The 13,086-nt window shown below is 73.1% G+C and carries 11 protein-coding genes; 8 read left to right on the top strand and 3 right to left on the bottom strand.

The genetic code is table 11. The features are described from left to right. Positions 1 to 47 precede the first annotated feature (47 nt). From hflX to ACH5HR_RS09550, 3 genes are all read left to right on the top strand, one after another. Positions 48 to 1,577 carry a GTPase HflX gene (gene hflX, locus ACH5HR_RS09560; protein ID WP_449768916.1) on the top strand — a complete coding sequence of 510 codons (1,530 nt, stop codon included), beginning with the start codon at positions 48 to 50 and terminating at the stop codon, positions 1,575 to 1,577. Between the two features lie 74 nt (positions 1,578 to 1,651). Continuing rightward, the gene (locus tag ACH5HR_RS09555; protein WP_416477580.1) at positions 1,652 to 3,703 is read left to right on the top strand and encodes an ATP-dependent DNA helicase; all 2,052 of its coding nucleotides are present in this window, start codon (positions 1,652 to 1,654) and stop codon (positions 3,701 to 3,703) included. A gap of 32 nt (positions 3,704 to 3,735) precedes the next feature. After that, positions 3,736 to 4,695, top strand: a complete 960-nt coding sequence (locus ACH5HR_RS09550) for an L-lactate dehydrogenase (protein ID WP_416477578.1) — start codon at positions 3,736 to 3,738, stop codon at positions 4,693 to 4,695. Positions 4,696 to 4,711: 16 nt separating this feature from the next. On the opposite strand, the gene lexA is transcribed toward ACH5HR_RS09550, so the two are convergent. Continuing rightward, a complete protein-coding gene (gene lexA, locus ACH5HR_RS09545; protein WP_416477576.1) occupies positions 4,712 to 5,473 on the bottom strand; it encodes a transcriptional repressor LexA in 762 nt (253 codons plus the stop codon). 201 nt (positions 5,474 to 5,674) lie between these two features. On the opposite strand from lexA, the gene ACH5HR_RS09540 reads away from it, so the two are divergent. The 3 genes from ACH5HR_RS09540 (at position 5,675) to ACH5HR_RS09530 (ending at position 6,851) form a co-directional block, all read left to right on the top strand. Next, positions 5,675 to 6,016: a LysM peptidoglycan-binding domain-containing protein gene (locus tag ACH5HR_RS09540; protein WP_402375269.1), complete on the top strand. Its 342-nt coding sequence runs from the start codon at positions 5,675 to 5,677 to the stop codon at positions 6,014 to 6,016. 89 nt (positions 6,017 to 6,105) lie between these two features. Beyond that, entirely contained in the window at positions 6,106 to 6,621 is a 516-nt protein-coding gene (nrdR, locus tag ACH5HR_RS09535; protein ID WP_402375267.1) for a transcriptional regulator NrdR, read from the top strand. Positions 6,622 to 6,668: 47 nt separating this feature from the next. Next, the gene (locus ACH5HR_RS09530) at positions 6,669 to 6,851 is read left to right on the top strand and encodes a DUF5302 domain-containing protein (protein WP_416477574.1); all 183 of its coding nucleotides are present in this window, start codon (positions 6,669 to 6,671) and stop codon (positions 6,849 to 6,851) included. Between the two features lie 66 nt (positions 6,852 to 6,917). Here ACH5HR_RS09530 and serA read toward each other — a convergent pair whose 3' ends face one another. Together serA and ACH5HR_RS09520 are read right to left on the bottom strand one after the other, a co-directional pair. Continuing rightward, positions 6,918 to 8,156, bottom strand: coding sequence for a phosphoglycerate dehydrogenase (gene serA / locus ACH5HR_RS09525; protein ID WP_402375263.1), 1,239 nt, complete (start codon positions 8,154 to 8,156; stop codon positions 6,918 to 6,920). A gap of 42 nt (positions 8,157 to 8,198) precedes the next feature. Continuing rightward, positions 8,199 to 10,460, bottom strand: a complete 2,262-nt coding sequence (locus tag ACH5HR_RS09520; RefSeq protein WP_416477572.1) for a HelD family protein — start codon at positions 10,458 to 10,460, stop codon at positions 8,199 to 8,201. 142 nt (positions 10,461 to 10,602) lie between these two features. Here ACH5HR_RS09520 and ACH5HR_RS09515 point away from each other — a divergent pair, with 142 nt between their 5' ends. Beyond that, positions 10,603 to 11,919: a PP2C family protein-serine/threonine phosphatase gene (locus tag ACH5HR_RS09515; RefSeq protein ID WP_402375259.1), complete on the top strand. Its 1,317-nt coding sequence runs from the start codon at positions 10,603 to 10,605 to the stop codon at positions 11,917 to 11,919. Beyond that, positions 11,916 to 13,079: a sensor histidine kinase gene (locus tag ACH5HR_RS09510; protein ID WP_402375257.1), complete on the top strand. Its 1,164-nt coding sequence runs from the start codon at positions 11,916 to 11,918 to the stop codon at positions 13,077 to 13,079. The genes ACH5HR_RS09515 and ACH5HR_RS09510 overlap by 4 nt, the downstream gene beginning before the upstream one ends. The last annotated feature ends 7 nt before the right edge of the window (positions 13,080 to 13,086 follow it).

The raw sequence follows: 13,086 nt of genomic DNA, 5'->3' as shown, positions 1-13,086 counted from the left end.
CGCGTGGGATCCTTGTTGCACCCACGTACCCCATGGAGAGGACCGTCTTGACCCACATCCCGACCGATCCCGAACAGACCACCGCCGCCACCGGACCGAGCGCGTCCCGTGACGCGCAGTCGATCGCGAACGACGTCGTCGCGCGGGTGCTGGCGCGGGCCGGGACCGCTCGGGCCGAGGGCACGACGGTCCACGCCGCCCACGACGGGGACCAGCTCGACCTCGCCGAGCGGGCCGCGCTGCGGCGCGTCGCCGGCCTCTCGACCGAGCTCGACGACGTCACCGAGGTCGAGTACCGCCAGCTGCGCCTCGAGAAGGTCGTGCTCGTGGGGCTCTTCCCGGGTGGCGAGGCCGCGGCGCGCGAGGCCGACGTCTCCCTGCGCGAGCTCGCGGCGCTCGCCGAGACGGCCGGTTCCCAGGTGCTCGACGGACTGCTGCAGAAGCGCGCCAAGCCCGACCCCGGCACGTTCCTCGGCTCCGGCAAGGCCGCTGAGCTCGCCGAGATCGTGGCGGCGTCCGGCGCGGACACGGTCGTGGTCGACACCGAGCTGGCGCCGTCCCAGCGGCGTGCGCTGGAGGACATCGTCAAGGTCAAGGTGGTCGACCGCACCGCCCTGATCCTCGACATCTTCGCCCAGCACGCCAAGTCCCGGGAGGGCAAGGCGCAGGTCGAGCTCGCCCAGCTCGAGTACCTCCTGCCGCGTCTGCGCGGCTGGGGCGAGTCGATGTCCCGGCAGGCCGGTGGCCAGGTCGGCGGGGCGGGAGCCGGCATGGGCTCGCGCGGACCCGGTGAGACCAAGATCGAGCTCGACCGCCGCCGCATCCGCAACCGCATGGCCAAGCTGCGCCGGGAGATCGCGGCGATGGCACCCGCCCGGGAGACCAAGCGGCACGACCGCAAGCGGCACGCGATCCCGAACGTGGCGATCGCGGGCTACACCAACGCCGGCAAGTCGTCGCTGCTCAACGCGCTGACGGGCGCCGGGGTGCTCGTGGAGAACGCGCTGTTCGCCACCCTCGACCCGACCGTTCGCCGGTCCCGGACCGAGGACGGCCGCGTCTTCACCTACGCCGACACCGTCGGGTTCGTCCGGCACCTGCCGCACCAGCTCGTCGAGGCGTTCCGGTCCACGCTCGAGGAGGTCGGCGACGCCGCCCTGCTGCTGCACGTCGTCGATGCCTCCCACCCGGACCCGGAGGGCCAGATCGACGCCGTCCGGGAGGTGCTCGCGGAGATCCCCGGCATGGACGACGTGCCCGAGGTCGTGGTGCTCAACAAGGCCGACGTGGCCGACCCGACGGTCGTGGGCCGCATCCAGCGCAGGGAACGCCGCACGGCGGTGGTCTCGGCGCACTCGGGCGAGGGCATCGCCGAGCTCCGCGCGCTGATCGCCGACACGCTGCCGCGCCCCGCGGTCGAGATCGACCTCGTGGTGCCGTACTCGCGCGGCGACCTCGTCCACCGGGTCCACGAGAACGGCGAGCTCGCCGGGGAGGAGCACCTCGCCGACGGCACGCGCCTGCGCGGCCGGGTCGACGCTGCGCTCGCCGCGGAGCTGGAGGGTGTGGCGCTCTGAGCCGGGCGACCGCCGTCGTCCGTGTGCTGTGGACCGGGCACCCGCGGCGCCTCCCACGCCCGTAGGATCGTCCGGTGAACTCGTCCGCCTCGTCCGCAGAACCCGCCGAGCAGCCGCCCGAGGTCACCGAGCTCCTCGACCTCGCCGTGGCGGCCCTCGGCGGGTCGCGGCGCGAGGGCCAGGACCGGATGGCCGAGGCGGTCACCGACGCCGTGGAGTCCGGTCGGCACCTCCTCGTCCAGGCGGGCACCGGCACGGGCAAGTCTCTCGGGTACCTGGTACCCGCCGTCCGGCACGCCGTCACGGCCGGCGAGCGCGTCGTGGTCTCCACCGCGACCCTCGCGCTGCAGCGTCAGGTGATCACCCGTGACCTCCCCCTGGTCGCCGACGCCGTCGCGCCGCGGCTGGCACGGCCGCCGCGCGTCGCGCTGCTCAAGGGCTGGCACAACTACCTCTGCCGGCACAAGGTCACCGGCGGCTATCCCGTCGACGGCGCCACGCTGTTCGACCTCCCGGCCGACCCCGGCCCTGGCGAGGGTTCGTCGGCCGAGCAGCACCCCGCGGCGGCGCCACGGGGCCGGTCCGACGACGGCGCGCGGCTGGCCGACCACGTCCGGCGGCTGCACGAGTGGGCCCAGGAGACCGACACCGGTGACCGGGACGACCTGGTCCCGGGCGTGCCGGACCGGGCCTGGCGGCAGGTGTCCGTGACGTCGCTGGAATGTCTCGGGCAGCGCTGCCCCCTGATCGACGAGTGCTTCGGGGAGCAGGCGCGGAACACCGCGCGCGAGGCCGACGTCGTGGTGACCAACCATGCGATGCTCGGGATCGCGGCGTCCGGCAACACCAACGTGCTGCCGGAGCACGACGTGCTCGTGGTAGACGAGGCGCACGAGCTGGCCGACCGGATCACGGCGGCGGCGACCGTGGACCTGTCCGGAGGCACGGTGGAGCACGCCGCCCGGCTCGTGCGTCAGCACGGCGGGACGCTGACCGACGACCTCGACGCCGCCGCACGGTCGCTGGCAGAGGTCCTCGCGCGGGTCCCGGCGGAGCGTTACCCGCAGGGCCTGCCCGGCGAGCTGCAGACCGCGGTCGAAGCGGTCCGCGACGCCGCCCGGACGCTCCTGAGCGACGTCAAGCCGGATCGGGGGGCTGAGCCGGACGCCGGCCTGAAGATGGCGCAGTCGGCCCTCACACAGCTGTTCGAGGTCGCCGAGCGCATGGCGGCGGAAGACACGAGCGCCGACGTGCTGTGGTGCTCGCGCCCCCCGGCCGACGCGCCGTGGGGCGACGGGGTGGGCCGGCTGCACGCCGCGCCGCTCGCGGTCGCGGGACTGATCAGCACCCAGCTCCTGGGCGAGCGGACCGGTGTGCTCACGTCGGCGACGCTGGCCCTCGGCGGCACGTTCGACCCGGTCGCCCGGTCCCTCGGCCTCGCGGCCTCGACGGGCGAGGACGACGCCGTCTGGCGTGGGCTGGACGTGGGCAGCCCGTTCGACTACCGCAAGCAGGGCATCTGCTACGTGGCCAAGCATCTGCCCGCCCCGGGGCGCGAGCCGACGACCGAGGCCCAGCTGGACGAGATCGCGGGACTCGTCGAGGCGGCCGGGGGTCGGACGCTCGGGCTGTTCTCGTCCCGGCGGGCGGCCACGGCCGCCGCCGAGGCGATGCGCGAACGGCTGGACGTCCCGGTGCTCTGCCAGGGGGACGACCAGCTGCCCACCCTGGTGCAGCAGTTCGCGGCCGACCCGGCGACCTGCCTCTTCGGCACGCTGTCGCTGTGGCAGGGGGTGGACGTGCCGGGTGACGCCTGTCGGCTCGTGATCATCGACCGGGTACCGTTCCCGCGACCGGACGACCCCGTGAAGGCGGCACGTGCCCGAGCCGTCGAGCAGGCCGGTGGCAACGGGTTCATGCAGGTGGCCGCGACCCACGCGGCGCTCCTGCTCGCCCAGGGCGCGGGCCGCCTCATCCGGTCGACTGACGACCGCGGCGTGGTGGCCGTGCTCGACCCCCGGCTCGTCACCGCACGCTACGGCACGTTCCTGACACGGTCGATGCCGGACTTCTGGCGCACGACCGACACCGAGCTGGTGCGCTCCGCGCTCCGGCGGCTCGCGTAGCGCCCCGCACGGGCGCGACCTAGTCTGACCGGGTGACAGCACCTCGCAGCAGGACCAAGATCGCCGTCGTCGGTGCCGGTGCGGTGGGGGCCACCCTCGCCTTCACAGCGCTGGCGCGTGGCACCGCCAGGACGGTCGCCCTCCAGGACGTCAACCGGGCCAAGGTCGAGGCCGAGGTGCTCGACCTGCAGCACGGCGGGATGTTCGTCCCCCAGGCCGAGGTGATCGGCTCGGACGACGTCGAGGTGTGCCGCGGCGCCGACGTCGTGATCGTCACCGCTGGAGCGAAGCAGCGGCCGGGACAGTCTCGACTGGACCTCGCGGAAGCGACCATCTCGCTGACCCGCAAGATCCTCCCGGGCCTCCTCGAGGTCGCGCCCGACGCCATCTTCCTGATGGTGACCAACCCGGTCGACGTCGTGACGTACGCGGCACAGCAGATCTCCGGGCTGCCGCCCGAGCGGGTCTTCGGCTCGGGCACGGTGCTCGACTCGTCACGGCTGCGCGGGGCGCTCGCACAGCACTGCGGGGTGGCGACGGCGAACGTGCACGCCTACATCGCCGGCGAGCACGGCGACTCCGAGATCGCGCTGTGGAGCTCCGCTCGCATCGCCGGGGTGCCGCTCCTGGAGTGGGAGGCGCTCCCGGGCCGCCCGCCGCTCGACGACGCCACCCGGAAGGTGATCACGCGCGACGTGGTCGAGTCCGCGTACCGCGTGATCGCCGGCAAGGGGGCGACCAACTACGCGGTCGGGCTCGCCGCGACGCGGATCGTGGAGGCGGTGCTCAACGACGAGCACCGTGTGATGCCCGTCTCCACCCGGATCGAGAACTTCCACGGGATCAGGGACGTGTGCCTGTCCCTGCCGACGCTGGTGGATGCCCGGGGCGCGACGACCGTCGTCGACACCCCGCTGTCCGAGCAGGAGGTGGCCGGCCTCCGGTCGTCGGCCGCGAGCGTGCGGTCGGTGCAGCAGCGATTCGGGCTCTAGCCGCAGAGCGTCGACGTCACAGGCTGCGCAGGACGGCGACCACCCGGCCGAGGACCTGTGCTTCGTCCCCGGAGATCGGGTCGTACGCGGAGTTCTGGGGCATCAGCCAGGTGTGACCGCCGGTCTGCTTGAACGTCTTGACCGTGGCCTCGCCGTCCAGCATCGCGGCGACGATCTCACCCTGCTCCGCGACTTTCTGGCGACGGACCACCACCCAGTCCCCGTCGCAGATGGCCGCGTCGATCATCGAGTCGCCCGCGACCTTGAGCAGGAAGAGCTCACCGTCACCCACGACCTGGCGGGGGAGCGGGAAGACGTCCTCGACGACCTGCTCGGCCAGGATCGGCCCACCGGCGGCGATACGACCGACGAGCGGCACGTAGGACGGCGTCGCGACCTCGCTCTCGGACCCGTCCGGGGTCGGCAGGCTCGACGACGCGACCGGTGAGCCCGCGGTGGAGGCCGCTCCGTCGCCCGCCGAGGGGTCCACGACCTCCATCGCCCGCGGACGGTTAGGGTCGCGGCGCAGATATCCCTTGCGCTCGAGCGTGGTGAGCTGATGCTTGACCGACGACGGGCTGGCCAGGCCGACGGCCTCGCCGATCTCCCGCATCGTCGGTGGATAACCGCGGCTCTCGACCGAGGCGCGGATCGTCTCGAGGACCCTTCGCTGGCGCGGGGTCAGCCGGTCCGGACCGGTGGAGATCTCGGAGACGGACGCGAGCGTGCCGTCGTGCGTACCGGACCCGGCGCCTTCGGTCTCGCGTGTCGTCGTCATGCGTCTCTCCCGTCAAGAACCAGACAAACCTGTCATCGCTCCCGTCAGAGTAGGGCAGATCCGCACCGACATCAAACATCTGTTCGAGATCTCTCGACGCGTGTCGGGTCGCCGTGATACCAATGTGTACAAGCGTTCGACGAACATACGTTTGACGGACAGGTGTTCGAGAGGCCCGTGCGGCTCCGGGAGGGCGAAGCAATGGCATCGATCGCAGTGGTCTCGCAGGCCGCAGGCTTCCTGGGCCTCGGTGGCCTACGCCTCACGGTTCGCGGGCGCCGCGTGCTCGTCGCCCTGGCGGTGCTTCTCCTGGCCGTGCCGGCCGTCGCCTGGGGTGCCAGTGCCGTCGCGGACGCGCCGGACCGTGCGCAGGAGGTGCGGCTCGAGACCGTGGCGCCGGGCGAGACGTTGTGGGAGTATGCGCGGTCGGTGGCGACCCCGGGCGAGGACCTGCGGGACGTCGTCGCCGCGCTGCAAGAGCTGAACGGGCTGGGCGGCGCGGAGCTCAGGGCGGGGCAGGTCCTGGTGCTGCCGCTCGACTAGCGGCACGTGGTGTTGCACCGAGGGCTGGCTGGCGCATACTTTCGTCGGGCAGCCGGGCACGGGCCCGGCCCGACCGCAGGAGACTCCGGATGCACTGCCCGTTCTGCCGACACGCCGACTCGCGCGTGGTCGACTCTCGTACCGCCGACGACGGATCGTCGATCCGACGCCGCCGCCAGTGCCCGAACTGCCAGCGCCGTTTCACCACGATCGAGACCGCGAGCCTCTCCGTCGTCAAACGTTCGGGCGCGACCGAACCGTTCAGCCGTGACAAGGTCGTCGCCGGGGTGCGCAAGGCGTGCCAGGGTCGGCCGGTGAGCGCCGACGACCTGGCGCTCCTGGCGCAGCGGGTCGAGGAGACGCTGCGTGGCTCGGGCAGCGCGGAGATCGACGCCTACGAGATCGGCCTGGCCATCCTGGGTCCCCTCCGGGAGCTCGACGAGGTCGCCTACCTGCGTTTCGCCTCGGTCTACCAGGCGTTCGACTCGCTCGACGACTTCGACGCAGCGATCACATCCCTGCGCGCGGAACGGGCCGAGCGCGAGACGGCCGCGGGTACGGCGCCCGGCGGCTCGGTGGAGGAGGCTCCCACCGCGTCCACGTGATCGGAAAAGCCCTCGCGCCCGCGGGCCGAGGGGCGCATGCTGGGCCTATGACAGACGACAAGAGGACGACCGCCCCCGGCGACGATGCCAAGGCACGGTTCAAGGAGGCCCTGGACAAGAAGAACGCTGCGCGCCACCGCACGTCCGACTCCGAGCGGAACACCGGATCCGTGCACGGTTCGGAGACCGCCGGTCCCGTGCAGCCGATGTTCCGGCGCAAGTCGGGCTGACGGACCTGACGACGAAGGGCCCGCACCATGGTGCGGGCCCTTCGTGCTCCGGTGCGGCGTGCGTGGTCAGCCGGCGGCGGGCCCCGGCGGGAACTCCGGGCGCTCGAACGCGTCGCGGATCCGCAGCCGCACCGTGGTGTCCATCGCCATGAGCTTCTTCGAGGCCCCACGCTGCGTGACGTCGGAGATGTCGGTGACCACGTAGCCGAGGTCCCCCCGCGTGGCGAGCATCTGGGCCTCGATGTTGGCACCATGGTCGGCGAAGACCTGGTTGACGGCAGCGAGCACGCCCGGCACGTTGCGGTGGAGCAGTGCGATCCGCCCGACCCCGGTGTGCTCGAGCTGCAGGTTCGGCAGGTTCACCGAGAGCGTCGTCGAGGCGGTCAAGAAGTACTCGCGCAGCTTCTTCGCGACGAAGTGACCGATCGACTCCTGCGCCTCGAGGGTCGAGCCGCCGACGTGCGGGGTGAGGATGACGTTGTCGAGGCCGCGCAACGGCGACTCGAAGTGGTCGCCGCGCTTCTTCGGCTCGGTCGGGAAGACGTCGACGGCCGCACCGGAGAGGTGGCCCGAGAGGATGTGCTCACGCAGGGACTCGACGTCGACGACGAAGCCGCGCGAGAGGTTGAGGAAGATCGCCCCCGGCTTCATCCGCGCGAACATGTCACCGGTGAACATCCCGGCGTTCCCGGGGCGCCCGTCCACGTGGATCGTCACCGCGTCGGCGACCTCCAGGAGCTCGCCCAGCGTCTCCACGCGGTGGGCGTTGCCGAGCGCGAGCTTCTCGGCAGCGTCGTAGAAGACGACCTTCATGCCCAGGTTCTCGGCCAGCACCGAGAGCTGGGAGCCGATGTTCCCGTACCCGATGATGCCGAGCGTGCGGCCGCGCACCTCGTGCGAGCCCTCGGCCGTCTTGTCCCAGACGCCGTCGTGCAGCGCCTTGTCCCGCACGGTGAGCCGCCGGGTCAGGGCGATGATCTCCGAGACCGCCAGCTCGACGACCGAGCGGGTGTTCGAGAACGGTGCGTTGAACACGGCGACGCCGTGCGACGACGCCGCCTCGAGGTCGATCTGATTCGTCCCGATGGAGAACGTGCCGACGGCCAGCAGGCCGGGCACGGACTCCAGGACGCGACGGGTGACCTGGGTCTTGGAGCGGATGCCGAGGATCTGGAAGTCGGCGAGCGTCTCGATCAGCTCGGCCTCGTCGAGCGCGCCGGAGCGCGTCTCGACCTCGATCCCCGCATCGCGGAGGATCTCGACAGCAGCGGGATGGACGTTCTCAAGGAGTAGGGCGCGCAGCACGGACCTATGGTGCGCCTCCGCGACGCGACCCACAAACCCGTCTCACCCTTCGTCCACCAGGCCGTCGGGAAGGTCTCGGGCGTGCAGCACGACGAGCTGCTGCGTCGTCCGCGTCATGGCCACGTACAGGTCGCCCCAGCGACCCGGGCCGGACGCGACGTCGGCCGGCTCGACCAGCACGACGGCGTCGTACTCCAGGCCCTTCGCCTCGCGGGGCGAGGTGACGACCACCTGGGCGTCCTCGGGGCGCTGGGCGGCGAGCCGTGCGGCCTCGGTGGCCCCGAGCGCGTCGGTGAGCGCCGCCGCCACCCGCTCGTCCAGGTCTCCGACGGCGTGCTGCCCGGCGATGATCGCCACCCGTCCCGACCCGTCGGCGGCGACGTGCTCGCGGGCGAGGTCGGCCGCCCGGGCGGCGGCGGCCGCGACCGGGTCGCCGACCCGGTCGACCTGGAGGGCACCGGGCACGTCGCGGGCAGCGGTCAGCGGCGAGACCGGGAGCCCGGCCGCCGTCGCCATGCGCTGGGCGGCGTCGGCCACGGCCGCGGGGGTCCGGTAGCTGACGGTCAGCTCGCTCAGCCGCCAGCCGTCGCGCAGCACGGGATCGAGCGCCGCGGGCCAGGAGTCCGCGCCGGCCGCGGACGACGTCTGGGCGACGTCACCGACGATCGTCATCGACCGGGACGGGACCCGGCGCACGATCGCGTGCCACGCCATCGGGCTCAGCTCCTGCGCCTCGTCGACCACGACGTGGCCGTAGGTCCAGGAGCGGTCCGCCGCGGCGCGCTCGGCGGTGGTCAGCACCGGACCGGTCTCGGTGAACCGGGCAGCCAGGGTCTCGGCGTCGACGAGCCCGCCGCCGGCCCCGGTGGACTCGAGCACCGAGCGTGCATACTCCAGCTCGGAGGCGCGCTGCGCCTCGGCGGCGCGGGCCTCGGCCCTGGCCAGCGAGTCGTCGACCCCGAGGAGCTCGGCCGCCTCGTCCAGGAGCGGGACGTCGGACTCCGTCCACGGCGCGTCGGGCGATCGGCGCAGCAGCCCGCGCTCGGGAGCGCTGAGCTCGGGGGCGGCCTCGGCCAGCCGGTGGGGCTTGGACCACAGGTCGGCGACGAGCTTCTCGGGCGTGAGCGGGAACCAGGCGAGGTTGAGGGCGACCCGCACGTCGCGGTCCGCCCGGAGGTCCTCGTTCAGCACCGCGACGTCGTGGTCGGACAGCTCGGAGTCGGTGCGCACGCGGTACTGGTCGACGAGCCGCGCGAGCATCTCGCGCACGAACGTGGCTCGCGCCTCGTTGTGCGGCTTGTGGGTCCGGCGGGCGCGGCCGATCGCGTCGCGGACGTCGCGCCGCCTGACCTCGAGGTCGACGCCGTCGATGCGCACCGGCACGTCCCGGGCCGGGATCCGTTCGCGGGCTCGCACGGCACGCCGGATCGCCGCGCGCCACAGGAGCCGGCCCTTGATCTCGGCGACCCGGCCCTCGTCGACGGCGTCGGCACGCAGCCCGGGCAGGAGCTCGGCGATGGTCGTCGAGACGACGCCGGTCTCGCCCAGCGAAGGGAGCACCTGGTCGATGTAGCGCAGGAAGGCGCGGCTCGGGCCGACCAGGAGCACGCCCGAGCGCTCCAGGACCCGCCGGTGCGCGTAGAGCAGGTACGCGGCGCGGTGCAGCGCCACGGCCGTCTTGCCGGTGCCGGGCCCGCCCTGGACGACGAGGGCGCCGCCGAGGTCGTCGCGGACGATGCGGTCCTGCTCACCCTGGATCGTGGCGACGATGTCCGCCATGCGACCGGTCCGTCGGCTGGCGAGCGACGCCAGCAGCGCGCCCTCCCCGGAGAGCGAGGACACGTCGAGGCCGTCCGCGACGGCGTCGAGGTCGAGCACCTCGTCCTCGTACCCCGTGACGGTCCGGCCCGCGGTGACCACGTGACGACGACGGCGCACCCCGTCGGGGTGCATCGCCGTCGCCCGGTAGAAGGCCTGGGCGGCGGGTGCGCGCCAGTCGGTGAGCAGCGTCCGGTGCTCCTCGTCGGTGAGGCCCAGCCGTCCCACGTAGCGCACCTCGTCGTCGTCGAGGTCGAGCCGCCCGAAGGCGAGCCGGTCCTCGACGGCGTCGAGCTGGGCCGCACGGTCGGCGTACAGCGTCGCGAACGCGTCGCGCTCGCTCCGGTTCTGGGGCGAGCCCGACGGCCCCACCCGGCGGACGTCCGCCAGCCGCTCGCGCGTGGTGGCGCGCAGCGCGTCCAGGCGGTCGTACAGGCGGGTCACGACCGCCTGCTCGCGCGCCAGCTCCTCGTGCCTGCCCGCCACACGTCCTCCCGATGCTGCTCGATCTGCGGCCGACCATCATTCCATGCGTCGCGGCACGAGCGCGCCGCCCGCTGCCGGGCGCCGACGACGCGCCGGGTCGTGGGCGATGACGCGGCGGGTGCGACGGCATAGGATCGCGGTCATGATCAGCGGCGACGGGGGACGCGCCGGGTCCGAGGACGGAGAGTCGGCGGAGCCGGCCGTGGTGCTGCTCGTCGAGGACGACGACGGCGACGCACTGCTGGTGACCGAGCTGCTCGCCGACGCCGAGATCGCGATCGAGGTGCGCCGTGCGACGTCGGTGGCCCAGGCGGCCGAAGAGCTCGCCCAGACCGCCGTGGACTGCCTGGTCGTGGACCTGGGGCTGCCGGACGCGGTCGGTCTCGCCGCGGTCGAACGTCTGCGTCGCTCGACCGAACGTCACTCGGTGCCGCCGGCCCTCGTCGTGCTGACGGGGCACGCCGGCATCGACCAGGGCGTGCGAGCCGTCGCGGCGGGCGCGGACGACTACCTCGTCAAGGGCGAGACCGGCCCCGACCTCCTGGCGCGCTCGTTGCGGTACGCGCTCCAGCGCCGGCGGTCGGCCGCGCAGCAGCGGGCCCTGTACCGCAGCGAGGTACGCGCCGCGGAGACGGCACGGCTCGAACGTGCGCTGCTGCCGAAGCCGCTGGTCGAGGACGTCGCCGTGTCGGTGATGGTCGGGTACCTGCCCGGGGGTAACGGGCTGCTGGGTGGCGACTTCTTCGACTCCGTCGAGATGGCCGACGGCACGGTGCTGTCGATGATCGGGGACGTGGCGGGGCACGGGCCGGACGAGGCCGCGCTCGGCGCGACCCTGCGCACGGCCTGGCGCACGCTGGTCCTGACCGGGACGCCGCCTGCCGACGTGCTCGGTCACCTGGAGCGCGTCCTGGTGACGGAGCGGTCCCAGCCGGAGATCTTCGTGACGCTCTGCCAGGTGGCCGTCGCGGCCGACCGCGGCTCGATCGACGTCTACCTCGCCGGGCACCCCGCCCCGATGCTCCTGACCGGTCCCGTCGGGGCCGTCCGCTGCGACGTGGTCGAGCCGACGTCGCGCGGTCGCGCGCTCGGCATCCCGATCGACGGTGGCTGGCGCCCGCAGCGGCTGGAGGTCGACGGTCCGTTCGCCGTGCTCATGTACACCGACGGGCTGGTCGAGGCCTCCGTCGCGGACTCCGCGGCCGGCCCGGAGCGGCGGGGTCGCCGTGGGCCTGAGCGGGTCGGCGTCGACGGGCTGCACCGGCTCGTGCAGCAGGAGCTCGACGGGTCAGGGTTCGTGGGCGTCGTCGAACGTGTCCTGCGTCGGGTGCGGGCGATCCACGGTGGTCCGCTCGTCGACGACGCGGCCATGCTCGTCGTCGGGTGGACCGGCACGCGCGAAGTGATCGGCGAGCGTTCGTCGACGCTGGCGGACTCGGCGGAATGGGCGCGCTGGTGAGCGAGCGTTCTTCGGTGCTGACGGGCCTGCGGCGGCTCCTGCGCGGGGCGGGCGTGGTGCTCCTGCTGGTCCTGGTGGTGGCGTTCGTCGCCGTCCTCGTGTCGCTGCGGCTGCTGGCGGACGGCGCCGATGCCGAGGCCATCGAGCTCGCCCGGGTGTGGAACGAGGTCGTGCTGGTCGTCGTCGGCGTGCTGGGCATCGTGGCGGTGGTCCTCGGCTGGGTGGTCTGGCAGGCGGTCCAGCGTGGGGTGACCGCGCCCATCGGGACCCTTGCCGCCGAGGTGCGCAAGGCCAGCACCGGTGAGCACGACCACGAGATCCCGCGGGTGGGTACCGGTGAGGTCGCGGCCCTGAGCCAGGACGTCGAGCACATGCGCCGCGAGCTGGTGCGCCAGGTCGCCGAGGCCCGCGAGGCGCACGTCGAGGCCAGGGACGCCCAGGACCGGCTGCAGGAGCAGGCCGGGGAGCTGGAGCGGTCGAACCGCGACCTCGAGCAGTTCGCCTACGTCGCCTCGCACGACCTGCAGGAGCCGCTGCGCAAGGTCGCGAGCTTCACGCAGCTGTTGCAGAAGCGCTACGGCGACCAGCTGGACGACCGGGCGGACCAGTACATCGCGTTCGCCGTGGACGGCGCCCACCGCATGCAACGCCTCATCCAGGACCTGCTGAGCTTCTCCCGGGTCGGCAGGACGGGGGAGGCCCCGGAGGACGTGGACCTCGAAGCGGTCCTGCGGCAGGTGCTGGCCGACCTCTCCCACCGGATCGAGGACGAGGGAGCGGAGGTCACCCACGACCCGCTGCCGGTGGTGCGGGGCGAGAAGAGCCTGTTGACGATGCTCCTGCGCAACGTCGTCGGCAACGCCCTGAAGTTCCGCCACCCCGACCGCCCGCCCCGGGTGCACCTGACCGCCGCTCGCGGCGAGGACGGAGAGGGCTGGGAGCTGGCGTGCCGCGACAACGGGATCGGCATCGACTCCCAGTACGCCGAGCGGGTGTTCGTCATCTTCCAGCGGCTGCATCCCAAGGAGGTGTACAGCGGGACCGGCATCGGGCTGGCCCTCGTCAAGCGGGTGGTCGAGCATCACGGCGGGCGGGTCTGGATCGATCCCGACGCCACGCTGGGCACGACCATCCGGTGGACCCTTGCCGGGTCCGCTTAGGGTGGCG

This window comes from Isoptericola maris, assembly GCF_048065335.1.
Lineage (GTDB): Bacteria > Actinomycetota > Actinomycetes > Actinomycetales > Cellulomonadaceae > Isoptericola > Isoptericola rhizosphaerae.
The sequence above is the reverse complement of the archived record's forward strand: the minus strand, read 5'-3'. Positions and strand labels throughout refer to the sequence as shown.